The 25,965-nt window shown below is 68.1% G+C and carries 26 protein-coding genes, 3 tRNA genes and 1 pseudogene; 15 read left to right on the top strand and 15 right to left on the bottom strand.

The features are described 5' to 3' along the window. The 3 genes from Q7J39_RS19355 to Q7J39_RS19345 all read right to left on the bottom strand — a co-directional run. On the bottom strand, positions 1-150 hold a 150-nt coding region (locus Q7J39_RS19355), incomplete at its 3' end, for a GTP-binding protein (protein WP_304781287.1). Positions 151-174: 24 nt separating this feature from the next. Further along, positions 175-248, bottom strand: a tRNA-Gly gene (locus Q7J39_RS19350). A 51-nt stretch (positions 249-299) separates the two neighbouring features. Then, positions 300-385: transfer RNA gene (locus Q7J39_RS19345), tRNA-Tyr, on the bottom strand. A 122-nt stretch (positions 386-507) separates the two neighbouring features. Between Q7J39_RS19345 and rlmB the strand changes: the two genes are divergently transcribed. From rlmB to Q7J39_RS19325, 4 genes are all read left to right on the top strand, one after another. Then, complete coding sequence (gene rlmB, locus Q7J39_RS19340; protein WP_370690116.1) at positions 508-1,305, top strand: 23S rRNA (guanosine(2251)-2'-O)-methyltransferase RlmB; 798 nt, start codon at positions 508-510, stop codon at positions 1,303-1,305. 126 nt (positions 1,306-1,431) lie between these two features. Continuing rightward, positions 1,432-3,231, top strand: a complete 1,800-nt coding sequence (locus Q7J39_RS19335) for a stalk-specific protein X (RefSeq protein ID WP_304829255.1) — start codon at positions 1,432-1,434, stop codon at positions 3,229-3,231. A 137-nt stretch (positions 3,232-3,368) separates the two neighbouring features. After that, positions 3,369-3,797 carry a hypothetical protein gene (locus Q7J39_RS19330; RefSeq protein WP_304829252.1) on the top strand — a complete coding sequence of 143 codons (429 nt, stop codon included), beginning with the start codon at positions 3,369-3,371 and terminating at the stop codon, positions 3,795-3,797. A 2-nt stretch (positions 3,798-3,799) separates the two neighbouring features. Further along, the gene (locus Q7J39_RS19325; RefSeq protein WP_304829249.1) at positions 3,800-4,489 is read left to right on the top strand and encodes a TerC family protein; all 690 of its coding nucleotides are present in this window, start codon (positions 3,800-3,802) and stop codon (positions 4,487-4,489) included. Positions 4,490-4,581: 92 nt separating this feature from the next. Here Q7J39_RS19325 and Q7J39_RS19320 read toward each other — a convergent pair whose 3' ends face one another. Both Q7J39_RS19320 and Q7J39_RS19315 read right to left on the bottom strand, forming a co-directional pair. Then, the gene (locus Q7J39_RS19320) at positions 4,582-5,358 is read right to left on the bottom strand and encodes an FkbM family methyltransferase (RefSeq protein WP_304829246.1); all 777 of its coding nucleotides are present in this window, start codon (positions 5,356-5,358) and stop codon (positions 4,582-4,584) included. Between the two features lie 380 nt (positions 5,359-5,738). Continuing rightward, positions 5,739-5,876 (bottom strand): hypothetical protein, encoded by a 138-nt coding sequence (locus Q7J39_RS19315; RefSeq protein ID WP_293492266.1) that lies wholly within the window; start codon positions 5,874-5,876, stop codon positions 5,739-5,741. 97 nt (positions 5,877-5,973) lie between these two features. Here Q7J39_RS19315 and Q7J39_RS19310 point away from each other — a divergent pair, with 97 nt between their 5' ends. After that, a complete protein-coding gene (locus tag Q7J39_RS19310; protein ID WP_304829242.1) occupies positions 5,974-7,170 on the top strand; it encodes a TIGR03862 family flavoprotein in 1,197 nt (398 codons plus the stop codon). On the opposite strand, the gene Q7J39_RS19305 is transcribed toward Q7J39_RS19310, so the two are convergent. Together Q7J39_RS19305 and Q7J39_RS19300 are read right to left on the bottom strand one after the other, a co-directional pair. Further along, positions 7,148-7,444: a hypothetical protein gene (locus tag Q7J39_RS19305; RefSeq protein WP_304829239.1), complete on the bottom strand. Its 297-nt coding sequence runs from the start codon at positions 7,442-7,444 to the stop codon at positions 7,148-7,150. The two genes, Q7J39_RS19310 and Q7J39_RS19305, sit on opposite strands and share 23 nt — an antisense overlap. Before the next feature lie 49 nt (positions 7,445-7,493). Next, positions 7,494-8,261, bottom strand: coding sequence for an SDR family NAD(P)-dependent oxidoreductase (locus tag Q7J39_RS19300; RefSeq protein ID WP_304829237.1), 768 nt, complete (start codon positions 8,259-8,261; stop codon positions 7,494-7,496). 177 nt (positions 8,262-8,438) lie between these two features. On the opposite strand from Q7J39_RS19300, the gene Q7J39_RS19295 reads away from it, so the two are divergent. Next, positions 8,439-9,185: an EcsC family protein gene (locus tag Q7J39_RS19295; RefSeq protein ID WP_304829234.1), complete on the top strand. Its 747-nt coding sequence runs from the start codon at positions 8,439-8,441 to the stop codon at positions 9,183-9,185. Between the two features lie 358 nt (positions 9,186-9,543). Here the strand turns inward: Q7J39_RS19295 and metG are convergent, their stop codons facing one another. After that, positions 9,544-11,358 (bottom strand): methionine--tRNA ligase, encoded by a 1,815-nt coding sequence (gene metG, locus Q7J39_RS19290; RefSeq protein WP_304829231.1) that lies wholly within the window; start codon positions 11,356-11,358, stop codon positions 9,544-9,546. Between the two features lie 169 nt (positions 11,359-11,527). Here metG and Q7J39_RS19285 point away from each other — a divergent pair, with 169 nt between their 5' ends. Further along, positions 11,528-11,950 (top strand): DUF1761 domain-containing protein, encoded by a 423-nt coding sequence (locus tag Q7J39_RS19285; RefSeq protein WP_304829228.1) that lies wholly within the window; start codon positions 11,528-11,530, stop codon positions 11,948-11,950. Here Q7J39_RS19285 and Q7J39_RS19280 read toward each other — a convergent pair. From Q7J39_RS19280 to Q7J39_RS19270, 3 genes and pseudogenes are all read right to left on the bottom strand, one after another. Then, on the bottom strand, positions 11,947-12,801 hold the full coding sequence (locus tag Q7J39_RS19280) for an FkbM family methyltransferase (protein ID WP_304829225.1): 855 nt from the start codon (positions 12,799-12,801) through the stop codon (positions 11,947-11,949). The genes Q7J39_RS19285 and Q7J39_RS19280 overlap by 4 nt on opposite strands. A 64-nt stretch (positions 12,802-12,865) precedes the next feature. Beyond that, positions 12,866-14,011, bottom strand: a complete 1,146-nt coding sequence (locus Q7J39_RS19275; protein ID WP_304829222.1) for an aminotransferase class I/II-fold pyridoxal phosphate-dependent enzyme — start codon at positions 14,009-14,011, stop codon at positions 12,866-12,868. Further along, positions 14,008-14,300, bottom strand: a pseudogene (locus Q7J39_RS19270) (DMT family protein). Before Q7J39_RS19270 ends, Q7J39_RS19275 begins: the two are co-directional and overlap by 4 nt. Positions 14,301-14,452: 152 nt before the next feature. Here Q7J39_RS19270 and Q7J39_RS19265 point away from each other — a divergent pair. The 4 genes from Q7J39_RS19265 to Q7J39_RS19250 are packed head-to-tail and all read left to right on the top strand — an operon-like array spanning position 14,453 to position 18,406. Then, positions 14,453-15,556 (top strand): polyamine ABC transporter substrate-binding protein, encoded by a 1,104-nt coding sequence (locus Q7J39_RS19265; protein ID WP_304829219.1) that lies wholly within the window; start codon positions 14,453-14,455, stop codon positions 15,554-15,556. Further along, positions 15,553-16,716 (top strand): ABC transporter ATP-binding protein, encoded by a 1,164-nt coding sequence (locus Q7J39_RS19260; RefSeq protein ID WP_304829216.1) that lies wholly within the window; start codon positions 15,553-15,555, stop codon positions 16,714-16,716. Before Q7J39_RS19265 ends, Q7J39_RS19260 begins: the two co-directional genes overlap by 4 nt. Beyond that, positions 16,713-17,609: an ABC transporter permease gene (locus Q7J39_RS19255; RefSeq protein ID WP_304829212.1), complete on the top strand. Its 897-nt coding sequence runs from the start codon at positions 16,713-16,715 to the stop codon at positions 17,607-17,609. The genes Q7J39_RS19260 and Q7J39_RS19255 overlap by 4 nt, the downstream gene beginning before the upstream one ends. Beyond that, on the top strand, positions 17,606-18,406 hold the full coding sequence (locus Q7J39_RS19250; protein WP_304829209.1) for an ABC transporter permease: 801 nt from the start codon (positions 17,606-17,608) through the stop codon (positions 18,404-18,406). Before Q7J39_RS19255 ends, Q7J39_RS19250 begins: the two co-directional genes overlap by 4 nt. Before the next feature lie 68 nt (positions 18,407-18,474). On the opposite strand, the gene Q7J39_RS19245 is transcribed toward Q7J39_RS19250, so the two are convergent. After that, complete coding sequence (locus tag Q7J39_RS19245) at positions 18,475-19,884, bottom strand: amidase (protein ID WP_304829205.1); 1,410 nt, start codon at positions 19,882-19,884, stop codon at positions 18,475-18,477. A 352-nt stretch (positions 19,885-20,236) separates the two neighbouring features. Next, complete coding sequence (locus Q7J39_RS19240; protein ID WP_304829202.1) at positions 20,237-20,749, bottom strand: SRPBCC family protein; 513 nt, start codon at positions 20,747-20,749, stop codon at positions 20,237-20,239. A gap of 129 nt (positions 20,750-20,878) precedes the next feature. Here Q7J39_RS19240 and Q7J39_RS19235 point away from each other — a divergent pair. Beyond that, positions 20,879-20,954: transfer RNA gene (locus Q7J39_RS19235), tRNA-Thr, on the top strand. 4 nt (positions 20,955-20,958) lie between these two features. Here Q7J39_RS19235 and Q7J39_RS19230 read toward each other — a convergent pair. Then, positions 20,959-22,185 carry an acyl-CoA dehydrogenase family protein gene (locus tag Q7J39_RS19230; protein ID WP_304829200.1) on the bottom strand — a complete coding sequence of 409 codons (1,227 nt, stop codon included), beginning with the start codon at positions 22,183-22,185 and terminating at the stop codon, positions 20,959-20,961. Between the two features lie 132 nt (positions 22,186-22,317). On the opposite strand from Q7J39_RS19230, the gene Q7J39_RS19225 reads away from it, so the two are divergent. Next, the gene (locus Q7J39_RS19225; protein WP_304829198.1) at positions 22,318-23,205 is read left to right on the top strand and encodes a TetR/AcrR family transcriptional regulator; all 888 of its coding nucleotides are present in this window, start codon (positions 22,318-22,320) and stop codon (positions 23,203-23,205) included. Here the strand turns inward: Q7J39_RS19225 and Q7J39_RS19220 are convergent. Continuing rightward, positions 23,155-23,775 carry a TetR/AcrR family transcriptional regulator gene (locus tag Q7J39_RS19220; RefSeq protein ID WP_304829195.1) on the bottom strand — a complete coding sequence of 207 codons (621 nt, stop codon included), beginning with the start codon at positions 23,773-23,775 and terminating at the stop codon, positions 23,155-23,157. The two genes, Q7J39_RS19225 and Q7J39_RS19220, sit on opposite strands and share 51 nt — an antisense overlap. 209 nt (positions 23,776-23,984) lie before the next feature. Here Q7J39_RS19220 and Q7J39_RS19215 point away from each other — a divergent pair, with 209 nt between their 5' ends. Next, positions 23,985-25,091 carry an amidohydrolase family protein gene (locus Q7J39_RS19215; protein ID WP_304829192.1) on the top strand — a complete coding sequence of 369 codons (1,107 nt, stop codon included), beginning with the start codon at positions 23,985-23,987 and terminating at the stop codon, positions 25,089-25,091. 26 nt (positions 25,092-25,117) lie between these two features. Continuing rightward, positions 25,118-25,960 carry a hypothetical protein gene (locus Q7J39_RS19210; protein ID WP_304829189.1) on the top strand — a complete coding sequence of 281 codons (843 nt, stop codon included), beginning with the start codon at positions 25,118-25,120 and terminating at the stop codon, positions 25,958-25,960. Positions 25,961-25,965 lie beyond the last annotated feature (5 nt).

The raw sequence follows: 25,965 nt of genomic DNA, 5'->3' as shown, positions 1-25,965 counted from the left end.
AATATCAGCGTAGTTCATCGCCTTCGCGCCACCGGCCTTGGCCAGCGTAATCGTGATCGCAGCCGTCAGCGTCGTCTTGCCATGGTCAACGTGACCAATCGTGCCGATGTTGCAGTGCGGCTTATTGCGTTCGAACTTTTCCTTGGCCATGGGATCCTACGGGCGTTTGAGAGATGGAGCGGGTAGCGGGAATCGAACCCGCGTATTCAGCTTGGAAGGCTGCTGCACTACCATTGTGCTATACCCGCCGAGGTGGGTGCTCGTGTGCGAGCCTCCATAGAGAGTGTCGCTCCGGCGCGTGGTGGGGGAAGTAGGACTCGAACCTACGAAGGCGTACGCCAGGGGATTTACAGTCCCCCCCCTTTGCCACTCGGGACATTCCCCCAGCGCGCTCGGAGCCTCACCGAAGGCCGAACAAAACCTACCGCTGATCGGTGCGACCGGTGTTAAAGCCGGGCGCGAGCAGCGGAAAACCAGTCCGGTCCCCGATTTGGAGAGCGCCTTATAGTGTCGTCACACAGCGAACGCAACGCGCCCTGGAAGGGTTCTAAAAACGGGCCGCGCGGACGGGGGCCCGGACGGCGTGAAGCCGTGTCCGATGACTGGCTCTGGGGCTGGCACGCGGTGAGCGCCGCCCTGGCCAATCCGGCCCGCGAACCCGCCGACCGCCTGCTGGCCACGCCGGACCGGGCCAAGGAGCTCACCAGCCGATTCGGCAAGAACCCGGCCCTGGAGATCGTCGAGAACGGCGTCATCAGCCATAACCTGCCCAGCGGCGCGGTGCACCAGGGCCTGGCCCTGCAGATCGCCCTGCTTGATTCGGTGGCGCTGGAAGAGTTCGAGGCCAAGCGCGGCGCGGTGATTCTGATGCTGGACCAAGTGACCGATCCCCAGAACGTCGGCGCCATCCTGCGCTCGGCCGCAGCCTTCGGGGCCAGCGGCGTCATCCTGCAGGATCGGCATGCCCCCAAGCTGACCGGGGCGCTGGCCAAGGCCGCCGCCGGCGCCGTCGACCAGATCCCCACGGCCCACGTGGTGAACCTGTCGCGTGCTCTGGAGACTCTGGCCGACCTTGGTTGGCGCGCCGTGGGCCTGGACGGCGCCGCGCCGCAGACCCTTGAACAGGCCCTCGACGGCGGCCCGACCGTATTGGTGCTCGGCTCTGAGGGCGACGGTCTGCGCCGGCTCGTCGCCGAACATTGTGATGCGTTGGGCAAGATCGCGATGCCGGGCGGCTTTGAGAGCCTGAACGTCTCGGCCGCAGCCGCGGTGGCGCTCTATGAGGCAAGCCGAACTCGCCCCTGAGGGGAATCGAATACCCGTTACACGATTCAGGCTTTTGCTTTCCGCTTCGGAGCGTGATTTGTTGCGCAACTGTTAAGGTTTAGGGCCAGTGTACGGTTCTGATCTCGACATGGGATGGGGGCCCCAATGGCGACTATGATTACCAAGTGGATTTTGCGTGGTGCGGCTACGGCGGCGCTGTTGGCGCTGGCCGCCTGCAGCGGTCCCAGTCCTCACGAAGTCGCCCCGCCCCCGGACGCCTATACCCAGGCGCCGCCGCCTGAGCTGATGGGCGGCGCGCCGGGCGCGCGTTACGACTCCAGCGGTCTGGCGGGTGGCCCCGCCGGCCTGCAGGACGCTCAAGGCTCAGCCTATCGCGCCCCGTCACGCCATGGCGATCGCCTCGTCACCTATCGCCGCGCCGACGGCGTGCTGGTCACCGCCATGCGGCCGGTGCCGAACCCTGAGGACATGTCGGCCCGCGAGCGCCGGATGGTCTACGGCAACCGCTATGCGCCGCGCGCCCACGTCTCGACGCCGCCGCGCGCCCGCCGCCCAGCCGCGCAAGCCTATTATGCTCCGGCCAAGCCGGCGGCCCGTCCCATCGTCGCCGCCAAGCCGGCGGTCGTGGCCGCCAGGCCGGTGGCTCCCGCCGCCAAGCCTGTCGTCGCCGCGGCGCCCAAGGTCATTGAGCAGGCCAAGCCGGCGCCCGCGCCCAAGCCCGCGCCGGTTCTGGCCAAGGCGCCCCAGCCCGCCTTCCCCGCATCTGGCCTGCCGCTTCCCGCCGATCCCCAACTGGCCAAGCTGCAGACCGCGGTCGGCGGCGAGGTGGCGTCGGGCTCCAAGCTCATGGTCCCCGAGGCCGTCACCAAGGGCCAGGCCGGCCAGGTCAGCCTGAGCCTGCCCCAGACCCTGCTGGCCACTCTCCAGCGCGAAGCCGCCAAGCTCGGCCTCACCAAGGCCGCCAAGAAGGCGGAGGTCACCGCCACCCTTTCCGGGAGCGGCTATGAAATCACGCCGAACGGCCCGCAGACCGCCAAGCTGAAGTCCGGTGAAGCCGCCGCCTTCAATTGGCAGGTCAAGCCGGGCGCCGGTGAACGTGGCCCCCTGAAGGCCGACGTCGACGCCAGCCTCGCCGGCGTGAAGCCTGCGATGACCTTCTCGCTGGCCAGCATTGAACAGGCGCTGGCCGCCGTGATGCCGGAAGCTCCGGCGAAGAAGAAGGGCTTCAGCTTCCAGGGCTTGCTCAGCAAGCTGACCATCCCGGGCATGAAGGACGTCTCGGTTCCCGGCGTCGGCCGCGTGCCTTCCAACAAGGTGGTGGCCGGGGCCTTGGTCCTCGCCGCGCTCGCCCTGCTGATCGCGCTGGCCCGCGGCGCCGGAGAAAGCCGTCGCCGGGCCGAGCGCCGCCGGAAGTTCCGCACCATGACCGACCATGGCGCGACCTCGCATGCCGAGCCGGAAGAGCACCATCACGGCATCGCCGCGCCCCTGGCCGCTGCGGCGGCGGGTGCGGCGGTGGCCGGCGCCGCCCATCACCATGACGAAGGCCATGGCGACAGCCACGGCCACGACGCGCACGACGCGCACGACGCCCATGACAGCCATGCGTCACACGACGCCCATGCGTCACACGACGCCCACGCGTCACACGACGCCCATGCGTCACACGACGCCCACGCGTCACACGACGCCCACGCGTCACACGACGCCCACGCGGCGCATGACACCCATGACGCTCATGCGGCGCATGATGACCACGGCCACGCCGCCACGCACGACGACCATGGTCATGACAACCACGCCGCCCATGACGACCATGGTCACGCGGCGCATGACAGCCACGCCGAGACTCACGCCGTCGCTCACGAAGACCACGGTCACGGCGCCGACCATGGGCACGCCGCCCATGACGCACACCACAAAGAGCCCGAGCACGCTCACTAGGGTCGCCCTCCCTCCCCTGTCCGGGGAGGGAGAACCCCATCTTGCCCTGCGCGACGGGGCGCGGCATTGAGGGGCATGGTTCTCGCCGTTCCGCATCTGCCCGCCGCCGGCGCGATCGCCGCGTTTTTCAGGTGGTGATGATCGATCTGGCCTTGGCCGGCGACAACGCCGTCGCGGTGGGGCTGTCGGCGGCCGGCTTGCCGGAGACCCAGCGCCGCAAGGCCGCCATCCTGGGCCTGGCCGGCGCGGTGGTGATGCTGATTGGCTTCGCCCTGCTCACCGTCCAGCTACTGAACATGGTAGGGCTGCTGCTGGCCGGGCTGCTGATCTCCGTCACCCTGATGGGGGTGGCCGCGACCTGGACCGCCAGCCTGCGGCACCGTTTCCGCTGGCTGGCCCATGTCGGCTTGGCCATCGTCTTCTCCGTGGCCCTGCACATGATCTGGGAAGGTCACCGCAGCGTCGTCGTCGACCTGGGCGAGGTCAGCGCCTATAACGCCGCCCTGCCAGCCCCCCTCGCCATCACGCCCGACCAAGTCGCGGCCCATCAAGCCGGACGGAACTGACCATGGAAACGCTATTCACCCCTGACTTCATGGCCGCCGGCTCCGCCTTTCTGCAGGTGATGATGATCGACCTGGTCCTGGCCGGCGACAACGCCGTGGCCGTGGGCCTGGCCGCCGGCGGATTGCCCGCAGAGCAGCGGCGCAAGGTGATCCTGTGGGGCCTGGCCGCCGCCGTCGTGATGCGGATCGGCTTCGCGCTGATCACCACCCAGCTGCTGGGCATCATCGGCCTGCTGTTCGCCGGCGGCATCCTGCTGCTGTGGGTCTGCTGGAAGATGTGGCGCGAAATGCGCGAGCAGGCGACCCACGCCCAGGCCGAGGCCCTCTCCGACAATCCGCCGATGCGCGAAGCCAAGACCTTCAAGGCGGCCTTCCTGCAGATCCTGATCGCCGACCTGTCCATGAGCCTGGACAACGTGCTGGCGGTGGCCGGCGCGGCGCGGGAACATCCCTCGGTCCTGGTGTTCGGCCTGATCTTCTCCGTCGCCCTGATGGGTGTGGCCGCCAGCTGGATCGCCAACCTGCTGCAGCGCTATCGCTGGATCGGCTATGTCGGCCTGGTGATCGTGCTCTACGTGGCCGTGCACATGATGTGGGAAGGTCACCGCGACGCTGTCGAGCGCCTGGGCCAGACCCCGAGCTACAACGCCGTCATGCCCGACTTCCTGGACATCAAGCCCGGGAAGCACTGACGGGCGAGAGGCACGAGCCGTTCTCCGCCCGGCGCAGGCCTCCAGCTTGTGGTTTCAGATGGACTCATCTCGCGCGCTCCGGGTGAGCTCGCTCAAAAGCCGAAACGGGAGAGATAGGGATAGTTCGCCGGCCCAACAGGGCGCGGGGGCGGTCCCGCGACCAGAGGCATCCCCCAAGGCGGCTCGCGTCCATCGGGCATGGCCACGATGTTGAAGTCGCCACGGGTCAACATCGCAGGATCGCCGGCGCGGCTGGTCTGCCGGGTGACGAAGGGGGCGAGGAACCACCAGAGTTGATAGCCGGCGGCGCGAAACATCTCCATCACCACGCGGTTCTCCGGCGTGTCACTCCCCGACTCCACGATCCAGGCGGGGCGAATTCTGTTCAGGACCGCGTCTGCCCCGACCATCACCTGACGTTCATAGCCCTCGACATCGATCTTGATGATCGTCGTGTCTGGCGGCGTGATGGCGTCCAGGGTGGTCATCTGCACCACCTCCTCGGGGTAACGTCCCGCCAGGTGAAATCCTGAAATGCCGAGATTGGTCACCGCCGACAGGGGCACCATCGGAAATTTCGCGAGGCGCCGCGTCTCGCCGACCGCGGCGTGGTGTACCTCGACGTTGTAGAGCCCATTGTTGAGGGCGTTTGTCGCCAGCAGGCCGGCCAGGCCGCGATTTGCCTCAATCGCGATGACCCGCCTGCCCGACTTCGCGACAGGCAGGGCGATTGAGCCGAGGTTCGCACCAACGTCTACATAGGTCCCCGCGCCCAACAGCTCGGCGATCAGTTCCACCTCGGGCCTGGCGAACTCCCCGAACTCGCGGAGCGCCTTGCTGACACCTGTGTCGGCGCTGGGGGTCAGCAAGTTGAGCCCATAGGCGGTTGTCGTCTCAAGCATGCCTTTGTTCTCCCCGACCGGGCCTAACAGAACAATCGGCGGCGGCGAAGCCCAGGGGCGCGCAAAACGCAGGACGGCGCGCCAAGCCCGGGAGGGAGCCTGGCGCGCCGCGGACCGGGCGTCGCGTTGAGGGACGGGAAATGACGTCCGGCCTTGATTTGGACAATGGCGGCGCGCGGTTGAACCGGCGCTGAACAAGGTGCGGCGCCGAGCGTTCACAATGCGCGGAACCAAGCTGGGCTATTGGCGTTGGGAGTCTTGCGACGAGCCCCAACACTCTAGTCGCCAGGCAGGAAAGTCCCCGACTCATGTCCCCCGGGGATTTTCCTGCAATGGGGCGTGCCCCCCTATTTCTTCAGGTCGGGCCGCGAGGCCAGGAACGCCGCCTTCTCCGCGGCGGTCAACACCTTGCCGGGCTTCATGCGGGCCACCTTGGGGGTCGGCGGCGCATAGGTGCGGGGGTTGTCCTTGGACGGCGGTTTCATGGTCGAGCCCCTGCGTTAGACTCCCATCATCGCACATTCGCCGTGACCCAGGCGACAGTTTGCGGACGCGGAGGGCCGCCTCGTCTAAACCCCTGCCATGAGCGAGACGATTGCGGTGATCGGCGGTGGGCCGGCGGGCCTGATGGCCGCCGAGGTGCTGAGCGCGGCGGGACGATCGGTCACCGTCTATGAGCGCATGCCAAGCCTGGGGCGAAAGTTCCTGATGGCCGGGCGGGGCGGCCTGAACCTCACCCATTCCGAAGACTTTCGGCCGTTCCTCGGCCGCTATGGCCCTGCCGGCAAGACGCTGAAGCCAGTCCTGGAGGCCTTCGCCCCCGCCAACCTGATCGCCTGGGCGCAGGGCCTGGGCCAGCCGACCTTCGTCGGCTCCAGCGGCCGGGTGTTCCCCAAGAGTCTGAAGGCCTCGCCCCTGCTGCGGGCCTGGCTGGCGCGGCTGAACGCCCAGGGGGTCACCTTCAAGACCCGCATGACCTGGACCGGCTGGACCCCGGACGGAGCCCTGGTCTTCGAGAACGGCGAAACCGTCCGCCCCGCCGCCACCGTCCTGGCCCTGGGCGGCGCCAGCTGGGCCAAGCTGGGCTCGGACGGCGCCTGGGCGGCCCTGCTGGCCGATCAGGGAGTTGCGCTCGCGCCCTTCGAGCCCGCCAACGGCGGCTTCACGGTGGATTGGAGCCCGGTTTTCCGCGAGCGGTTCGCGGGCCAGCCGCTGAAAGCCATCGCCGTCACCCATGGCCGCCGCACCGTCCGGGGCGAGGCGGTGGTGGCCGCCTACGGCATCGAGGGCGGGGCGATCTACGCCCTCTCGGCGGACCTCCGCGCGGCGATCGCGGCTCAGGGCTCGACCCGCATCGAGATCGACCTGCGCCCCGACCTCTCCGTGGCGCAGCTCGCCGCGCGCCTGGACCGCCCCCGCGCCGGCCAGTCAACGGCCACATTCCTGCGCAAGGCGGGCAATCTCTCGCCCCTGGAGATCAATCTGCTGCGGGAAGCCCACGGCGTCGCCCTGCCCGCCGATCTCCCCGCCGCCATCAAGCGTGCCCCCCTGAAGCTCACCGGCCTGCAGGGGATCGCCCGCGCCATCTCCACGGCCGGCGGGGTGCGGTTAGACGCGGTAGACGAAAGCCTGATGCTGAGGGCCCGGTGCGGCGTCTATGTGGCCGGCGAGATGTTGGACTGGGAGGCTCCCACCGGAGGCTACCTGCTTCAGGCCTGCTTCGCCACGGGCGCGGCGGCGGCGCGCGCGATCCTGGCTAGACCGTCAGGTGCGGAATGATCCAGCGGCGGGGATACTGCCAGCCCAGAGCCCGAACCTGACCGTCGGCGAGGCCCAGGGTCTTCATCATGGTGGCCGGGACCTGGCTGATGGCCTGGACCGGCTCAAGGCCATCGACGGGGCTTGAGGCGACGATCCCGGCCTTCAGGGCATGGTCGACGCCGGTCCATTCTGCCTTGGCGCGGTCTTCGAAGCCGACGGCGTAATAGTGGCGCAGGAAGGCCTTCTCCTCCGGAGCCTGCACCATCACGCCGATCAGCCAACCGCCCGCCATGCCGACCCTGATAGGGCCGATGCGGCGGGCGGCCAACCGATACCTGGACCTAGAACTCGGCCGAACCGCCGTCGCAGGGAACGGTCGTGCCCGTGGTGTAGGCCGAGGCGCGCGAGGACAGGAAGATCGCCACGCCGGCGATGTCTTCCGGCGTGCCGATCCGGCCCCGCGGGTTGCCCTTGGCGATGGCGTCGCCGGCGCGGGCCAGGGTCGCGGCCATCATGTGGCTGGGGAAGGGCCCCGGGGCGATGGCGTTGACGCAGATATGCTCAGGGGCCAGGCGCTTGGCCAGGTGGCGGGTCAGCATGATGCAGCCGGCCTTGGAGGTGGAATAGGAATAGGTCTCCAGGCCGGGGGGCTCGATGCCGTTCACCGAGGCGATGTTGATCACCCGGGCCGGGTCCTCGTGGGTGGCCGCCGCGCGGAGTTGCGGCAGCAGCTTCTGGGTCAGGAAGAAGACCGACTTGGTGTTGAGGTCCACCACCTTGTCCCAGCCGCTTTCCGGGAACTCGTCGATGGGCGCGCCCCAGGTGGCGCCGGCGTTGTTGACCAGGACGTGGAGCTTCTCTTCCCGCTCGGCGATGGCGGCGGCCAGGCCCGAGATGCCATCCATGCCCCCCAGGTCGAAGGGCAGCGAGATGCAGGTCCCGTATTCCGACAGCTCTTCGGCCACGCGGTCGCAGACCTCGGCCTTGCGCGAGGAGATGTACACTTTCGCGCCATTCTCGACGTAACCACGGGCGATCATCTCGCCGATGCCGCGGCTCCCGCCGGTGACCAGTACGACCTTGCCTTCAACGCTGAACAGATTGCGCAATGGGGTTTCCTCGCGAAACGAATGACCGGCGTCGATGCGCCGTTGAATGCCGACTTTATGGCGAGGGTTAGGGCGGGAGGCGAGGCCTTTCCGCCCGGACAGGCCAGTTTTCGAGTGATGGGTATGGCGCCCTGCGCGGGCTTGCAGGTTGCGGGTCCGCCGTTCAAACCGGTGACCATGAGTGAGATTTCCGACGTCGCCTATGACACCCAGGTCCGCGCCGAAATGGCCGCCTGGCGCGAGCGCGTGCTCAAGCCCGCCGGGCCCTTCGACAAGGCGACGCGCAATCTGCAGGACCGCATCAACAACCTGATCCCGGAGAAGGTGCACAGCGTCATCACCGCGGCCATGGAGCAGATGACGCGGGCGATTCTGACCGGCGCCGATGTCACCAGCCCACCACCGGTCGAGGGCGCCACCCTGCGGGCCCGCGAGGCCCAGGCGCGCGACAAGATCATGGCCTGGCGCACCACCGCGGCGGCCGAGGGCGGGGTGGCCGGCGCCGGCGGCTTCCTGCTGGCGGCGGCGGACTTCCCGGTGCTGATCGGGCTGAAGATCAAGCTGCTGTTTGACTTGGCCGCCGTCTACGGCCACTCCGGCGACGACCTGGCCGAGCGGCTCTACATCCTGCGGATCTTCAGCCTGGCCTTCTCCAGCGCCTCTCGCCGACCCGAGGCCTATGAGGCGCTCGCCGACTGGGACAGCGCCCAGGTCATGGCGCAGGGCGGCCTGGAAAGCCTCGACTGGCGCCGTTTCCAGCAGGAGTACCGGGACTATATCGACCTGGCCAAGCTGGCCCAGATGATCCCGGTGATCGGCGCGCCGGTCGGCGCCTTCGTCAACTACCGCCTGCTGGACCGCCTGGGCGAGACGGCCATGAACGCCTACCGGATGCGCTGGTTCGCCGGAGCTCAGGTGAGTTAGTCGCCTACCCTCCGACCCTTGGAGATCCTTCGGATTCCAGGGCGTTCAGACGATCAAGAACAGACAGCATCGTCAGAAGGAAAACACGGCGGCGATGAGCAGTCCAACGATTGGAATCAGCGTTGCTACCGTCCAACCTCAAGGGTTCATCCGCCGCTTCCGGGCTATGATGAACACCACAATGGCGTAGATGATACCAAGCACCAGGCTCGGTATGAATTGAAGCAACATAGGGCCCGACTGGTCCATGCATCTCGCCTCAGTACTTAACCAGTGAAGCTAGAATTTGCCGATTTCATAACAAGCTCTTTGTTGAAGCATCGGGTCGCGGCCATCGGCCAACAAGTGCTGGAACTCGCTAGGCCTCGGCCTCCACCGGCTCCGGACCGCCGAAGCGCTCAAGCCAGGCGGCGACCTGGTCGTTCTCGATCTTCTTGAACAGCACTTCAGGCGCGCTGACCTTGCGGCCGGCGGGCAGGATGTCGAGGACGGCGGCGCCCTCCCCCGTCGGCCAGGCCCCGGGGAACGCCTCCCCCACCCCGCCGGCGATCTTCTCGGCGGCGAAGGGGATGAAGGGCTCGGAGACCTTGGCGAACAGGGCCACCAGGTTCAGGCCGGTGCGCACCGCGACGGCGGCGCGGGCAGGATCGGTCTTGATGGCGGTCCAGGGGGCGGCCTCGGTCAGGTACTGGTTGCCCAGCACCCAGAGTTGCCGCAGGGCTTGGGTCGCCTTGCGGAAGTCGATGGCCTCCATCTGTTCGTTCAGCTCGGTGAGCTTGGCGTCGATGTCGGCATAGAGCTTCTCTTCCAGCGGGCCAGGCTCGCCGCCGTCCGGAACCACGCCCTCGAACCGGGTCTCGGTGAACTTCAGGATGCGGTTGACGAAGTTGCCCAGCACGTCGGCCAGGTCGGCGTTCACCTGGGCCTGGAACTGCTCCCAGGTGAACATGGCGTCGCTGCTCTCGGGCGCATTGGCTACAATCCACCAGCGCCAATAGTCGGCCGGCAGGATCTCCAGGGCGGCGTCGATGAACACGCCCCGCTGGTGAGTGGTGGAGAACCGGCCGCCGTAATAGTTTAGCCAGTTGAAGCCCTTCAAGGTGTCCACAAGCTTCCACGGCGCATTGGACGCCGGCCGCCACAAGCCATCGGCGGTCTTGGTCTCGTTGGAGCCGAACAGGGTGCAGGGGAAGCCCACAGTGTGGAAGGGCACGTTGTCCTTGCCCATGAACTCCACATAGCTGACGTCGTCGGCCGCCGGGCCGCGCCACCAGCTCTCGTACTCGGTCTCGCTGGCCGGGTCGGCGCCCGGCTTGGCGGCCGACCACTCCCAGGTGGCGCCGATGTACTCGATCGGCGCATCGAACCAGACGTAGAAGACCTTGCCCGCCAGGCCCGCCACATCGGGGCGCTCGCCCGATGGGTTGGGGCCCCAGTCGGCGGCGTTGACCGGCACGCCCCATTCCAGGTCCCGCGTGATGCCGCGATCCTGGAGGCCCTCGTCCAGCCACTTCAGCGCCGTGGAGGTGACCAGGACCGGCCACTTGCCCTTCTTCTCGGTGATCCAGTCCCGCAGCTTGCCGTCGAAGGCGGTCTGCTTGAGGAACAGGTGCAAGCTGTCGCGGATCTCGATGTCCTCAGACCCTGAGACCGACGAGCGCGGATGGATCAGGTCGACGGGATCGAGCTGCCGGGTGCAGTTGTCGCACTGGTCGCCGCGGGCGGCGTTGTAGCCGCAGTGCGGGCAGGTGCCGACCACGTAGCGGTCGGGCAGGAAGCGCTTGTCGGCGTTCGAATAGACCTGCTTGGTCACCCGCCCCTCGATGAAGCCGGCCTCCCACAGCCCCTGAGCAAAGCGCTGGGTCAGGGTGCGGTTCTGGAGCGAGGACGAGCGGCCGAAATGGTCAAAGCTGATCCCGAATCCGGCATAGAGGTCGCGCTGGATCTGGTGCTGGTCGTCGCAATAGGCCCGCACGTCCTGGCCCAGGGCCGCGGCGCCCAGCTCGGCAGGTGTGCCGTGCTCGTCCGTGGCGCAGATGTAGAGCGTTTCCCGGCCCCGCGCTCTCTGGAACCGCGCATAGACGTCGGCCGGCAGCATGGAGCCCGCCAGGTTTCCCAGGTGCTTGATCCCGTTGATGTAGGGCAAGGCCGAGGTGATGAGGATGCGGGTCATGGCAGAACTCGAAATGAGGAGCGTCGGGAAGCGCGGCTTATAGGGCGCCCCATCTGGTTTTCCCAAGCCGTCCGCGCAAGCTCCCCTCCTCTTTCCCTGCGGAAAGCTTCAGCATAACGTCGGTATGAGAGACGGCCGCAAGAGCCGCGCCGGCATAGGGAACGAGACAATGTTCAAGAACATCAACTGGATCGCCATCCTGATCTGTGTGGTCCTGCTGGAGGCTCTGGGCTTCCTTTGGTACGGCCCTGTGCTGGGCGAGGCCTGGAGCGCCGCCTATCGCGACTCCATCGGCCGTGACCCCGACATGTCCAACATCGTGGTGGCCCAGAGCCTGGGGGTGGTGAATACGCTGATCCTGGTGATCGGGCTGACCTGGGTCTTCGCGCGCATGGGCGTCAACTCGCTGGCCGGCATCGGGACGGCGGTGGCGGTGTGGTTCTTCTTCAACTTCACCACCATGGCCATCGAGTACATCTATATGGGCCTGGCTCCGAACCTGGTGCTGATCAACATGGGGTATCAGCTGGTGGCCTATCTGGTGGCCGGCGCGGTCCTGAGCCTGATGCCGAGGCACGCCCGAAGCGCTTAGATCCCCGCATTGACCAAGGCGAGGTAGCGCTCGAAGGAGTCCGCCGGGAGCTCGCCCTGAGCCGCCAGCAGGGCGATCATCCGGCCGGCGAGATCGATGCTGTAAAAGCCGTGATGGGCGAGAAGCGCCACCGCTTTCATCAACTCCGGTTCCATGCCGCCCGGCCGCACCGGGTCGCGCACATAGACGATGTCGGCCTCAAGCAGCTGGTTGAAGGGGCTTCTGAAGTCGCCATCGCGCAACACCGGTGCGATCGACCACTTCTTCAGGCCGGTGAAGCAGTGGGGAATGAAGCCCTGCCCCCGCATCCAGACATCCACCTCTCCGAAGCAGGGTTGCCCCTCGTAGAGCGGCACGAAGGACACCTCGAGCTGGACCATGGCGCAACGGGCCAGCTTGGCGGTTCCATGGCGCAAGGCGGCCAGTTCGCCGCCCTGGATGTCCATCTTTACGAAGTCGAGGTTGGGCAGGCCCTCAATGTCGTCGAGGCGCGTGGTGTTGACGGCCTGTTCGCGCTCGACCTGTCCCAGCCGCTCGAACCCGTTGAAGAAGGCAAGGTGGTCGACCGAAGGCCGGAAAAGCGAGGTCATCCCCGACTGCGGGGCCGCCAGGTAAAGCGTCGCCAAGCCGCCGTCGCCCACCACCTGGGGAAAGATCGTGACGCGGTCGCCATAGAGCTGGCGGAGCGCGGCATGCTGGCGCGGATCGGCGTCGAAGGCGTTCAGCTCGGCGAGGCCTGAATCGACCATGTCCTTGTAGATTGGCGCCTCGCCAATGTCGGCGGCCCCGATATCGGCCACCTGAAGCGGCCGATCGAGGGTCAGCAGGTCAAAGAGGTCGCGCGAAGCCATCGCTCAGGTTGAAACTGATTCTCGCGCCTCTGGGGGTCCCGGCCGCTGCGGCATAGCGCTCGTCCTAGGCTATCGCCACCCGCGCCCCGAACCACGGGATCAGGCGGGCGATGGCTTCCTCGATCTGAGACGTGGAGACCGCGAAGCTCAGGCGGATGAAGTGGCCGCCCTCGACGGGATCGAAGTCGAGCCCGGGGGCGGTGGCGACACCGGTGTCGCGCAGCAGGTCCTTGCAGAACCCCAGGCTGTCCTGCGTCAGGTGGCCGATGTCGGCATAGATATAGAAGGCGCCGTCCGGAGGCGCGATCTGGGTCAGGCCGAGCTTCGGCAGGGCAGCCAGCAGCAGGTCACGGTTGGCGCGGTAGACCTCGACATTGCCGTCTAGCTCCTCGCGCTCGTCCATGGCGGCCAACCCCACATGCTGGCTGAGCGACGGGGCGGTGAGGAACAGGTTGCCGACATAGGCGCGAGCCCGTGACAGGTCCCCCTGCGGGGCCAGCAACCAGCCAAGACGCCAGCCCACCATGCTGAAATATTTGGAGAAACTGTTCACCACCAGGGTGTCCGACTCAAACTCCAGCATCGACCGCGCCGGGCCCACATAGCTGAGTCCATGATAGATCTCGTCGGAGACGATGCGGATGCCGCGTTCCCGGCAGACCTTGGCGATGGCCTCCAGTTCGGCGGGCTCGATGATGGTGCCCGTGGGATTGGCTGGGCTGGCGACAATCACCCCGGCCGGCGCGGGATCGAGGGCCGCCAGATGCGCGGCGGTGAGTTGGAACCGGCTTTCGGCGCCGCAGGCGATCTCCACCGGCTCCATGTGCAGGGCCTTGAGCGTATTGCGGTAGGCGACGTAGCCCGGCCGCGCCAGGGCGATGCGATCACCGGGGTTGAACACTGAGGCCAGGGCGAGGACCAGGGCCGGCGACGCGCCGCAGGTCAGGATGATCCGCTCCGGCGCGACACTGACGCCGTAGGTCTCCAGATAGTGCCGGGCGATCCGGGCCCGCAGCGGCGCGCTTTCCCAATAGCCGCCCCGGTCGGCGTCCAGCATCTCGTGGGCCACGGCGATGGCGGCCCCCGGCGCGCCCGTCGAGGGCTGACCGAACTCCATGTGGATGATCGAGGCGCCCTCGGCCTTAAGCTTGTGGGCGAGCGTGCTGATGCCGATGGCGTGGAAGGGGTCGATTTGCGCGGGTTGGCTCATAGGGGCCCCTTGAACACGAAGAAGGCGCCCGCCGCGATCAAAAGGAAGCCGACGCCGTGGTTCAGGGTGAAACCTTCGCCCAGAAAGGTCACGGAGAAGATGGCGAAGATCACCAGGGTGATGATCTCCTGCATCGCCTCAGCTCCATGGGATCGTAGACTCCCCGGCCAATCCGGTTGGCCGGCACCGCCAGGCAGTACTCGAAAAAGGCGATGCCCCAGCTCACCAGGATCAGGAGCCAGATCGGCTTGTGCTCCACCTTCAGGTGGCCGTACCAGGCGAAGGTCATGAAGACGTTGGAGGCGATCAGCAGCAGGATCGGGGCGATGGCCGCCCTGGTCATGGGCATGCAGGGGCTCCGGCCTGGATAGTCATCGATTTCGCACTTAACGCAGAGGTCCGCAGCCCTATAACCTTGCGCGACGCAAAGGGGAGACTGCGATGAGCGTATGGAGGAAGCGGCTGAGCGCAGCCGCGCTCGGGGTGACGGCTCTGGTGCTGGCGGCCTGCGGCAAGGGCGGCGCCGAGACCCTGCACATCTACAACTGGTCGGACTATATCGACCCGGCGATCCTCACCGACTTCACCAAGGAGACCGGGATCAAGGTGGTCTACGACACCTTTGATTCCAATGAGGTGCTCGAGACCAAGGTGCTGCAAGGCAATACCGGCTACGATCTGGTCGTCCCCTCCAACCACAATGTCCCCCGCTACATCGCCGCCGGCGCCATCCAACCCCTGGACAAGACCAAGCTCACCGGGCTGGCCAACCTGTGGCCCGACATCATGGCCTATATGGAGCCCTTTGATCCGGGCGCGAAGTACGCCGTGCCCTACATGTGGGGCACCATCGGGATCGGCTACAACAAGGACGCCATCGCCAAGCGCCTGCCCGGCGTCGCCATCGACAGCTGGGACATCGTGTTCAAGCCGGAGAACCTGGCCAAACTGAAGGACTGCGGGGTCTATTGGCTCGACGCGTCCGAGGACATGTACGCCGTCGCCCTGAACTATCTGGGCAAGAACCCCAACTCCACGGACCTTTCGGACTATCAGGCGGCCACGGACATGTTCCTGAAGGCCCGGCCCTATGTCCGCAAGTTCCACTCCTCGGAGTCCATCGAGGCCCTGGCCAATGGGGATATCTGCGTCGCCATCGGCTATTCCGGCGACATGCTGCAGGCCAAGAGCCGCGCGGTGGAGGCCGGCGACAAGGTCCACCTCGACTACGTGGTGCCCAAGGAAGGCAGCCAGGTCTGGTTCGACGTCTTCGCCATTCCCAAGGACGCGCCCAACGCCGCGGCGGCCTACAAATTCCTGGACTACATGCTGCGACCCGAGGTGATCGCGCGGGCCTCGACCTTCACCGAGTACGCCAACGCCAACAAGGCGGCCACCGCCCTGGTGGACCCGGCGGTGCGGGACAATCCCAACGTCTATCCAACGTCAGATCAGCTGCTCACCCTGTTCGTCACCGCCGCCAAGGAACAGCCGCTGCTGCGCGACGTGAACCGGCAGTGGACCCGGGTGCAGACGGGACAATGACCACGACGCGGCGGCCGCGCCTCAACATCGGCGCTGTCCGCTCCAGCTTCGCGCCCTGGACTGACCCCGCCCTGGAGCCGCTGGTGCGGTTCGAAGGCGTGACCAAGCGGTTCGGCGCCGAGACGGCCGTGAACGACGTCTCGCTCTCGATCTATGAGAGCGAGTTCTTCGCCCTGCTGGGCCCGTCCGGCTGCGGCAAGACCACCCTGATGCGGCTGTTGGCGGGCTTCGAGACCCCGGACGCCGGCCGCATCACCCTGGCGGGTCAGGACCTGGCCGGCATGCCGCCGCACCAGCGGCCCGTGAACATGATGTTCCAGTCCTACGCCCTGTTTCCCCATCTCTCCGTCGAACAGAACATCGCCTTTGGCCTGAAGCAGCAGGGGATGCCCAAGGGGCAGATCGCCGACCGGGTGGTGGAGATGCTGGAGCTCGTCCGCCTGGGGGGCCTGGCCCGGCGCAAGCCCCACCAGCTGTCTGGTGGTCAGCGGCAGCGGGTGGCGCTGGCCCGCGCCATAGCCCCCAATCCGAAGATGCTGCTGCTGGACGAACCCCTGGCGGCGCTCGACAAGAAGCTGCGCGAGGAGACCCAGTTCGAGCTGATCGCCCTGCAGCAGCGCCTGGGCATGACCTTCCTGATCGTCACCCATGATCAGGAGGAGGCCATGGTCACCGCCGACCGGATCGCGGTGATGCGCGAGGGCCAGATCGTGCAGATCGGCCGGCCGGCCGAGGTCTATGAGACGCCCAATTCCCGCTATGTGGCCGACTTCATCGGCGACGTGAACCTGTTCGAAGGCGCGGTCACCGCCGCCGACGGCAAGGTGGTGAAGATGGCCACCGCCGACTGCCCGGCTGGCTTCGAGGCCCTGGAGGACGACGCCGTGTCGGTGGGCTCCACCGCCTGGCTGGGGGTGCGACCGGAGAAGATCCAGCTCCACCTCGATCCGCCCAAGGAAGGCCCCAACCGGCTGGCCGGCAAGGTGGCCGACTATGGCTATCTCGGTGACTGGACCACCTATGTCGTGGAACTGGAGAGCGGGCGTACGGTTCGCGCCGCGCGGGCCAATGCTTCGCGACTGGTGGCCCGGCCCATCGCCTGTGACGACGCCGTCTGGCTGACCTTCGCGCCGGACGCCGCCGTGGTGCTCACCCGGTGAGCGCCAGGCCCCGCAGTGGTCTGGCGGCGGTCGCCCCCTTCCTGTGGCTGGGGGTCTTCTTCCTGTTTCCGTTCTTCCTGGTGGCCAAGCTGTCGCTGTCGGACACCGCGCTCGCCATGCCGCCCTATGCGCCGCGGGTCGACTGGAGCGCCGGGTTCGAAGGCGTGCGGGCCTTCTTCGCCGCCCTGGACTTCGAGACCTATGCCCGGCTCACCAGCGACAGCCTCTACATCGCCGCCTACCTGTCGAGCCTGAAGTTCGCCGCCGTGGCCACCAGCCTGCTGCTGATCATCGGCTATCCCATCGCCTACGGGATGTCGCGGTTCCCGCCCGCCCAGCGCCAGGCCCTGCTGATGGCGGTGATCCTGCCGTTCTGGACGAGCTTCCTGATCCGGGTCTATGCCTGGATCGCGGTGCTGAAGCCGCAGGGCCTGCTGAACGCCGCCCTGGCCCAGGTGGGCCTGGGCCCGCTGAACATCCTCAACACCGACACGGCGGTCTATATCGGCCTGGTCTACGCCTACCTGCCGTTCATGGTGCTGCCGCTCTACGCGGTGCTGGAGAAGCAGGACCAGAGCCAGCTCGAGGCCGCCGCTGATCTCGGCTGCACGCCGTCCCAGGCCTTCTGGCGGGTGACCTTCCCCCTGTCCCTGCCGGGCGTGGCGGCCGGCGCCCTGCTCTGCTTCATCCCCATGGTGGGTGAGTTCGTGATCCCCGACCTGCTGGGGGGTTCGGGCACCCTGATGCTGGGCAAGACCATCTGGACGGAGTTCTTCTCCAATCGCGACTGGCCGGCCGCCTCGGCCGTGGCCATCGTGCTGCTGGCGACCCTGGTCATCCCGATCCTGCTCTATCAGCGCCAGCAGCAGAAGATGATCGAGGCCGCCCAGTGAAGGGCCCGTCGACCTTCAACCGGGTCTCGGTGGTGGCGGGCCTGGCCTTCCTCTACCTGCCCATCCTCCTGCTGGTGATCTACTCCTTCAACGCCAGCCGGCTGGTGACGGTGTGGGGCGGGTTCTCCACCAAGTGGTACGGCGCCCTGCTGCGGGACCAGCAACTTCTCGACGCCATCGGCGTGACGCTGCGGGTCGGCCTGATCTCCGCGACCCTGGCCACCGTCCTTGGCGTCCTGGCCGCCGTGGCCCTGGTGCGGTCGGGGCGGTTCAAGGGGCGGCTGCTGTTCTCGGGGATGATCTTCGCGCCCCTGGTCATGCCGGAGGTGGTGCTGGGGCTGTCCCTGCTGCTGCTGTTCGTGGCCTTCGGACTGCCGCGCGGGTTCTGGACGGTGACGGTCAGCCACGCCACCGTCACCCTCTGCTACGCCACCGTGGTGATCCAGGCCCGCCTGGTGAGCTTCGACAAGGCCCTGGAAGAGGCCGCCCGCGACCTCGGCTGCACGCCGGTCCAGGCCTTCTTCGCCGTCACCCTGCCCAATATCGCGCCGGCCGTGGCGGCGGCCTGGATGCTGGCCTTCACCCTGTCCCTGGACGATCTGGTGATCGCCAGCTTCACCTCGGGACCGGGGGCGACGACCTTGCCGATGCGGATCTACAGCCAGGTGCGGCTGGGGGTCAGCCCGGAGATCAACGCGGTCTCGACCCTGCTGATCGGGCTTGTCGCCACCGGGGTGATCGGCGTCTACCTGGTCCAGCAGCGGCGGGCCCGTGTCGCAGATTTGGGCGCCGCATGAAGTGGTTCTCCCGACTCCAAATCCTCACATTGATCGGCAGCTTTAAGCCATAAACTATTGATTTTTGGTCATATCGTTGGAACTCGATCGAACCAGGGTTTGGCCACTTCGAGCTGAGCCGCCAGGCGGAACAGGGTCGCCTCGTCCCCCATGCGGCCGACGAATTGCAGGCCGATGGGCAGGCCCCCCTTCGACCAGGCGAGCGGCACGGTCATGGCCGGCTGGCCGGTGTTGTTGAAGGCCTGGGTGTTGGGCATGAAGGCGAACAGCCGCTCGCTGAACTTCCGCAGGTCCTCGGTGAGATGGCCGATGGGGATGGCCGGGCTGCCCAGGGTCGAGAGCAGCACAACGTCATAGGTCTCGAACAGGGCGGCCACCGCGCGGCCATAGGCGTGGATGGCGGCCAGGCCCCGGACATAGCTGGCGCCGGTGACACCCGTTCCCCGGTGGTACATGGCCCAGGTGAGCATCTCGACGTCGTCCTCGGTCACCGGACGTCCGCGCCGCTCCGCCTCGGCGTCGAAGGTGGCCGCGACGCTGGCGGCGATGACGTCGCCCGCCGCCTGCTGCATGGCGGCCAGGTTCCCCGGCAGGGTCACCTCCTCCACCGTATGGCCCAGGCTGGCGCACAGCTTGGCGGCGTCCAGCACGGCCTGAACGCATTCCGGGTCCAGGGCGTCGGAAGCCAGGGCCGCGGTGGTGAAGCCGATGCGCAGGCTGCCCGGCGCGCGGCCGACCTCCTGGGCGTAGGGCCTGGAGGGGGCGGCCAGGAAGTAGGGATCGCCCGCCTGGGGCTGGCAGGCGATGTCCAGCAGCACGGCGCTGTCGCGCACCGACCGGGTCACCGCGTGCTGGATCGAGGCGCCGCCCCACCCCTCCCCCAGGGGCGCGAAGGAGACCCGCCCCCGCGAAGGCTTCATGCCGAACAGTCCACAGGCCGAGGCGGGCGTGCGGATCGAGCCGCCGCCGTCGCTGGCGTGGGCCGCCGGCACGATGCCGGCCGCCACCGCCGAGGCCGCGCCGCCCGAGGAGCCGCCCGGCGTGCGCGAGACGTCCCAGGGATTGCGGCAGGGGCCGAGGAAGGTGCTCTCGGTAATCGGCATCAGGCCGAACTCCGGGGTGTTGGTCTTGCCGAAGATCACCAGGCCCGCCTGACGATAGGCCGTGGTGATGGCGCTGTCGGCGGCCGCTACATTGTCCTTCAGCAGGGCCGAGCCCGAGGAGGTGACCGTGCCCTCCAGCAGGGCGCCCAGGTCCTTCAGCAGATAGGGCACGCCGGCCAGCGGCCCGGAGGGCTTGGCGGCGGCTTCTCTACGGCCGTAATCGGCCAGGTCGAGGGTGACGGCGTTCAGGGCCGGGTTGACCTGCCCCATCCGCGTGACGGCGGTCTCCAGCAGCTCGCCGGCCGAGACCTCGCCCTTGGCCACCAGTCCGGCCAGGCCCACGGCGTCCTGCTGGCGATACTCGTCGAACTTCATGGCCGCTCTCCCTGTTTGCCTCAGAGGATCACAGGGCCGCCCATGGGCGCGATGAAGAAATTCGCGCGGCAGGCATTTTTCTTGGGAACACTTCCCGGGGCCGGGGATTGATAGGGGGCGACGGCAAATCGCCCCCCCGACTTACGCCGTCGCCCTGGCCCCGGGCTCCTGTACAGGAGCGCCGGGGCTTTCTCTTTCCCCCGCGACACAACGTAGATTTGCGAAGTCTGCGAGTCTCCGACATAACCCCAGCAGGTTTTGGCGATGGGCGCTCCAGCAGAGCGACGGTCGACCTGTCGGGGGACAGGTGAAGGCGCTTCCGGCTCGGTCGGGAGCGCCTTTTCCGTGAGCCTCAGGCGTTGGCGTAGAAGCCGACCTGGCCGCGATAGAATTCCCGTGTCGCCTTGAACCGTTCAAACGGGAAAGCGATGGGCGCGCCGGCCAGGGCGCAGGCCAGCATTTCCAGATGCGCCGCCCAGCCGGCGGCCGAGCGTCCGACATCGTCGTCCGGCGGCAGGATCAGGGTGAGGGTCAGCTCGACGCCGCCCTCCCGAGGCTCGAGCCGCCAGCGGATCGGGCGCGGCGGATCGGAGGGCCCGCTCCAGGAATATTCCAGCCGCTCAAGGGGCGTCACGGCGCTCACCGTGCTGTCGATGACGATGCCGCTGTCGCCGAAGTCGAGCCGCACCGGGCCACCGACCCGCAGGTCGATGCTTCCCGGCGCCAGCCACTGCACCAGCCGCTCTGGCGTGGATAGGGCCGCCCACACCTCGTCGGGAGACGCCTCCAGCCAGCGCGTCAGGGTGGCCGTCACCGTGGCGCCTTCGCGTCCAAAGGTCGTGGGGCCGAGTTCCGAATCCGCCATGGGTCACCTCCTGACCGCCAGACTAGGCGGCGGGGCCGCGGCGCTCGTTGACTCAGGTCAAGACCGGAAGCGGTTGCCCCGCAGCGGCCGAAACGGCTAAGGAGGGCCGGCCCGAGCGGGCCGCCAGACGCCGGATTAGCTCAGCTGGTAGAGCAGCGGTTTTGTAAACCGAAGGTCACGGGTTCGAGTCCTGTATCCGGCACCATCTGTCAGGGCCGCTGGCCGCTCAGACCACCGGCCTCGGAGGCGACCGGGTCGGGCAGGCCCAGGATGCGCTTGGAGATGATGTTGTTCTGGATCTCGTAGGATCCGGCGAAGATGGTGTTGGCCTTGCCCGAGAGCCACTCGCGGACATAGGCCAGTTCCTCCGGCGCGAAGGTCTCGCCCTCCCAGCCGACGGCCTGGCCCAGGGCCTCCACCAGCAGCTCCGACCGCTCCTGCACCAGCAGCGAGGACACGTTCTTCAGGATCGAGGTCGCCGCCGTCGGGCCGCCACCGCCGGCCTCGACGATGGAGCGCTGCAGAGTCAGGTTGAAGGCCTTGCGGTCCATCAGGTGGCGGGTGAGGCGCGCGCGGTAGTCAGGGTCGGCGAGGCGGCCCTGCGGGTCGCGGCCCAGGTGCTCGGCGGCCACATCCTCGATGGCGCGCTGCTCGGTGGCGCGGGCGGGGGCGTCTTCGTTGCGCTGGCGCTCGTACTGCAGCAGCCGCTTGCCCACCGTCCAGCCGCCGTTCAGCGGCCCGACCAGGTTGGCCTTGGACACCCGCACGTCGGTGAAGAAGGTCTCACAGAAGGGCGAGCGGCCGGAGATCAGCTGGATCGGGTTCACCCGAACACCCGGCGACCGCATGTCGATCAGCAGGAAGGAGATGCCGTCATGCTTGCGGGTCGGGTCGGTGCGCACCAGGCAGAAGCACCAGTCGGCGTACTGCGCCCCGCTGGTCCACAGCTTCTGGCCGTTGACCAGGAAGTGGTCGCCCCGGTCCTCGGCCTTGGTCTGCAGCGAGGCGAGGTCGGAGCCGGCGCCCGGCTCGGAATAGCCCTGGCACCAGCGGGTCTCGCCGCGGCAGATGGGCGGGATATGCTGCTGCTTCTGGGCCTCGGTCCCGTACTCCAGCAGGGTCGGACCCAGCATGCGGACCCCCATGCCCCAGCCGATGGGGTTCCAGCCGCCGACCCGGCGAATCTCCTCGCGCAGGACCCGGGCCTGGACCGGGGTCAGGCCGCCGCCGCCATACTGGCTGGGCCAGGTGGGCGTGCCCCAGCCCTTGCCGCACAGGGCGCGCTTCCAATCGGCGAGGTCTTCAGGCCCCGCCTCACCGGCCTCCGCCTGGGATTGCCGTCCGGCCAGGGCCTTGGGGAAGTTGGCCTCAAGCCAGGCCTGAACCTCGCCGCGGAAGGCCTCGAGCGAGATGGGGGACGAGAGATCATCCGGCATGGACCTGGCCTTTCGAACGACAGAGCAGCCCTCGACCTAACAATTAGTGCGAATGTCAGCAACAGCGCGGCGGCAAGGTTTTGAAAGATCGCCGCCCTTGGCTATGGTGCGCCCCTGGCCTGATCTGGAACCATGCCCGCCCCGACACCCACCGAGCTGACCCGGCTGGAACTGTTCCAGCGCCTGTGGCGAGAGCCCCTGTCCTCGGTGGCGGCGGACCTGGGCCTGAGCGCCAGCGGCCTGGCCAAGCTCTGCGATCGGACGGCGATCCCCTATCCGACCCGTGGCCACTGGGCCAAGGCCCGGGCCGGCCGCGCCGGACCGACGCCCGACCTGCCCCCGGCGCCGGAAGGGGCGAGCGACCAGATCCGGATCACGCCGGGCCATCCCACCGTCCGACGCACACCAGTGCGGCTGTCGCCGGAGGATCGCCGCGAGCAACTGATGGCGGTGGCCGCGCGGATCATCGTGCAGGACGGCCTTCACGCCCTGACCATCAAGCGGGTGGCGCGGGACGCGGGCCTGACGGCGCCGCGCGCCTACCACTTCTTCCCGACGGTCGACGTCCTGATGGCGGCGCTGGCCCGGCGGGAGCTGCAGGCCATTCGCACGGCCCGCGCCCACCGCATCAACACCGCCGAGCGGCCGGCCGAGCGCCTGCGCCTGTCCACCGTGACCTATCTGCGCCAGGTGGCCGAGCGCGGGGTGCTGCTGCAGACCCTGCAGACCGCGCCGGGGGTGCGCCGCGCCCTGCGCGCCGAGCAGAGAGCGATCCGGGCCGACAACACCAACGTCGTCGCCACCCGGTTCACCGACAGCCACAGGGTCCCCTCCGATGTCTCCCGCGCCGCGACGGCCGTGCTGACCAGCGCTGTGCTGCGGACGGGGCGCATCCTGGCGCGGGGCCGCCTGGACCTGGACCTGGCCGAGACCCTGGCCGCGGATATCGTCGAGGCCGGCAACCGGCGGCTAGCGGCGCGCTTCCAGGCCCCGCCGCCCGGCGACGTCGAGGACGCCTAGGACCAGTTCCCGGCACAGCAGGGCGCCGCGCTCAAGGTCCAGTTCCCCCTGAAAGGCCAGGCGCCCGCATTCCTCGGGCATGGTCATGCCGATGCTGAGACAGGCGATGGTCTCGCGCAGATCCAGGCCAAGGGCGTCACGCGCCTGGCGCGCCAGCCGCCGCGCGACGCGGGCCCGGATGGCGGCCGCGCGCGGCGAGACATGGCCGACCATGAAGCGGTCGCGCAGGATGATCTGGATCAGGGGCCCGGTCCGGGCGACGTGGCGGTAATAGGCCTCCGCCACATCGCCGGCCGCCGTCGCCAGGTCGGGCCGGTCGCCCGCGGCGTCCAGGGCCGCGGCGACCTGGTCCAGGGACCGCTCCAGCAGGGCGTTGTAGAGGTCGTGGGCCTCCGGGAAGTAGCGATAGACCAGCCCCTTGCTGACCTTGCCGGCCTGGGCCAGCTCCTCGACCCCGATCGGCAGGACGCCCTGTTCCAGCACCCGGCCGGCGGCGACGTCCAGCAGCAGCTCCCGACGCGCCAGCGGCGGCAGCCTCTGTCCCCGCCGGGGTCGCCTGGCGGTCACCACCAAGCGCGCATCCGCCGAACTGCCGATTGATCGCCCATGGCCGCCATTCCGATTCGATCCTCACGCCCAGTCTACCCCACCGGGGCCGATGCGGCGCCTGGCCAGAGACGCCGGGCCGCCCCACTCGTAGTGCGAATGTCATTAAAGCGGTTGTCTCCCCGGGTCGCCGATGCAATGCTTTGGCCACAAGAAGAACGGGAGGAGACGGCATGACCTATGCTGCGGGACGTGTATTCCACGACGCTGACAGCCACGTCATGGAGCCGGCCGACTGGCTGGTGCCCTTCGCCGACGCGGGCATGGAGGATCGCCTGATGCGCCGCGACCCGCCCTCCACCCGGCCGCCCGTCGAGGCGCCCAAGGAAAAGGTGATCGAGGGCCTGATCGCCGGGCCCAAGGGCCGCCTGGCCTACGGCTCCTGCGACACCGCCGAGCGCATCCGCGCCCTCGAGGAGCTGGGCTTCGCCAGCCAGCTGGTGTTCCCGACCTCGGCCCTGCGCCCCTTCCGCACCACCAAGGACCAGGACGTCCTCTATGCGGGGTCCCGCGCCGCCAACCGCGCCATGGCCAGCTTCTGCGGCGACCCGCGCCTGCTGGGTGTGGCCTATGTCCCGCTGGACAATCCGGCCCGCGCGCTGGAGGAGGCCCAGGAAGCCATCCGCCTGGGCTGCCGGGCCATCTGGGTGCCCTCGACGGCGGCGGGCGACAAGTCGCCGGGCCACCCGGACCTCGATCCGTTCTGGGCCCTGCTGGCGGCCAGGAAGGTCCCCTTCGTACTGCACATCGGCGCCGGCTCCCGGACCCTGCCGCAGGAATACGTCAACAACGGCAAGGCCAAGTCGCCGGACCTGCACGGCGGCGGCGAGAACCTGCGGTTCAAGGACTATGTCGCCCTGCCCCACTCGGCCGAGATGTTCCTCGCCGCCCTGGTCTATGACGGCCTCTTCGACCGCCAGCCGGAGCTGAAGGGCGGCGCGATCGAATACGGCGCCTACTGGGTGCCGGGCTGGTTGCGCCAGATGGACATGGGCGCCCGGTCCTTCGGCCGCACCGACCCCTACCTTCAGAACCTGTCGGCCAAGCCCTCGGAGATCATCCGGCGGCAGGTGAAGTTCACGCCCTTCCCCGGCGAGGACGCCGGCTACCTGATCGCCGACAGCGGCGCCGACCTCTACATGTTCTCCAGCGACTACCCGCACCCGGAGGGCACCAACGATCCCATCGGCCGGTTCGAGCGCACCTTCGGGGACCTGGGCGAGGCCGACCGCGACGCCTTCTACCGCGCCAATTTCGAAGAGATGATGGGCGGGCTCTGACCCTCGCTCGCCAAAGGAACACGTCCATGACCGACGCCACCAGCCAAGATCAGATCACCGGCCCGTTCCGCGCGCCGCACAACGGTTTCCAGGCCGCCCCCGGCTCGATCCACAACGACGAGGTGGCCTCCAAGCTGGGGTTCAAGGGCGGCACCGTGCCGGGCTCGGTCCACATGGACCAGTTCGCCCCCATGCTGGTGGAGCTCTATGGCGAGGCCTGGTTTGCGACCGGCAACCTCTCCCTGCACTTCGCCCAGGCGACGGTGGACAAGGAGGAGGTGCAGGCCGTCGTGCATCCCGGCCAGCCCCGCGCCCGCCTGCAGATGTTCAACCGCGCCGGCCAGCAGGTCTGCGTCGGCACGGCGTCGGCTGAGGCGCGTGACGCAGGGTCCGAAGTCGCCCGCCGCATGGCCGAGCAGACCGCCGCCGACCCGGCGACCTTGCGCATCTATGCCGACCTCAAGGTGGGCGACACCACCGCCGACATCCCGATGAAGGTCAGCCGCGAGAGCTATGACGCCTCGCTGGGGCGCATCACCGAGCGGCTGGCCCTCTATGACGACAAGGGCGTGCTGTCGCCGGCCCACGTCATCCGCCTGGCCCACATGAGCCGGCCCTTCGTCCTGGCCAAGTCCAAACAGCCCTATGTCGGCCTGTTCGGCGCGCTGGAGGTGCGTCTGCTGGCCGGGCCCGTCCTGGCCGACCGCGACTATGTGGGCCGCACCACCCTGCGCAAGATCACCGAGAGCCCGCGCACGGAGAACGTCTGGTACGACGTCGACATCGCCGACCCCGAGACCGGCAAGGACGTGGCCAGCGTCACCTTCATGATCCGCGCCATGAAGGCCTCCTCGCCCCTCTGGGGCTGAGCCCG

This window comes from Phenylobacterium sp., from assembly GCF_030651185.1.
Taxonomy (GTDB): Bacteria; Pseudomonadota; Alphaproteobacteria; order Caulobacterales; family Caulobacteraceae; genus Phenylobacterium.
The sequence above is the reverse complement of the archived record's forward strand: the minus strand, read 5'-3'. Positions and strand labels throughout refer to the sequence as shown.

What these genes read in the sequence shown, in the direction of transcription:
- Q7J39_RS19230 (WP_304829200.1), bottom strand. Translation starts at nt 22,185, where the DNA reads ATGCCGGATGATCTCTCGTCCCCCATCTCGCTCGAGGCCTTCCGCGGC.
- Q7J39_RS19265 (WP_304829219.1), top strand. Translation starts at nt 14,453, where the DNA reads ATGAGCGTATGGAGGAAGCGGCTGAGCGCAGCCGCGCTCGGGGTGACG.
- Q7J39_RS19310 (WP_304829242.1), top strand. Translation starts at nt 5,974, where the DNA reads ATGAGCGAGACGATTGCGGTGATCGGCGGTGGGCCGGCGGGCCTGATG.
- Q7J39_RS19245 (WP_304829205.1), bottom strand. Translation starts at nt 19,884, where the DNA reads ATGAAGTTCGACGAGTATCGCCAGCAGGACGCCGTGGGCCTGGCCGGA.
- metG (WP_304829231.1), bottom strand. Translation starts at nt 11,358, where the DNA reads ATGACCCGCATCCTCATCACCTCGGCCTTGCCCTACATCAACGGGATC.
- Q7J39_RS19215 (WP_304829192.1), top strand. Translation starts at nt 23,985, where the DNA reads ATGACCTATGCTGCGGGACGTGTATTCCACGACGCTGACAGCCACGTC.
- Q7J39_RS19330 (WP_304829252.1), top strand. Translation starts at nt 3,369, where the DNA reads ATGATCGATCTGGCCTTGGCCGGCGACAACGCCGTCGCGGTGGGGCTG.
- Q7J39_RS19335 (WP_304829255.1), top strand. Translation starts at nt 1,432, where the DNA reads ATGGCGACTATGATTACCAAGTGGATTTTGCGTGGTGCGGCTACGGCG.
- Q7J39_RS19260 (WP_304829216.1), top strand. Translation starts at nt 15,553, where the DNA reads ATGACCACGACGCGGCGGCCGCGCCTCAACATCGGCGCTGTCCGCTCC.
- Q7J39_RS19210 (WP_304829189.1), top strand. Translation starts at nt 25,118, where the DNA reads ATGACCGACGCCACCAGCCAAGATCAGATCACCGGCCCGTTCCGCGCG.
- Q7J39_RS19240 (WP_304829202.1), bottom strand. Translation starts at nt 20,749, where the DNA reads ATGGCGGATTCGGAACTCGGCCCCACGACCTTTGGACGCGAAGGCGCC.
- Q7J39_RS19225 (WP_304829198.1), top strand. Translation starts at nt 22,318, where the DNA reads ATGCCCGCCCCGACACCCACCGAGCTGACCCGGCTGGAACTGTTCCAG.
- Q7J39_RS19325 (WP_304829249.1), top strand. Translation starts at nt 3,800, where the DNA reads ATGGAAACGCTATTCACCCCTGACTTCATGGCCGCCGGCTCCGCCTTT.
- Q7J39_RS19305 (WP_304829239.1), bottom strand. Translation starts at nt 7,444, where the DNA reads ATGGCGGGCGGTTGGCTGATCGGCGTGATGGTGCAGGCTCCGGAGGAG.
- Q7J39_RS19295 (WP_304829234.1), top strand. Translation starts at nt 8,439, where the DNA reads ATGAGTGAGATTTCCGACGTCGCCTATGACACCCAGGTCCGCGCCGAA.
- Q7J39_RS19285 (WP_304829228.1), top strand. Translation starts at nt 11,528, where the DNA reads ATGTTCAAGAACATCAACTGGATCGCCATCCTGATCTGTGTGGTCCTG.
- Q7J39_RS19315 (WP_293492266.1), bottom strand. Translation starts at nt 5,876, where the DNA reads ATGAAACCGCCGTCCAAGGACAACCCCCGCACCTATGCGCCGCCGACC.
- Q7J39_RS19275 (WP_304829222.1), bottom strand. Translation starts at nt 14,011, where the DNA reads ATGAGCCAACCCGCGCAAATCGACCCCTTCCACGCCATCGGCATCAGC.
- Q7J39_RS19280 (WP_304829225.1), bottom strand. Translation starts at nt 12,801, where the DNA reads ATGGCTTCGCGCGACCTCTTTGACCTGCTGACCCTCGATCGGCCGCTT.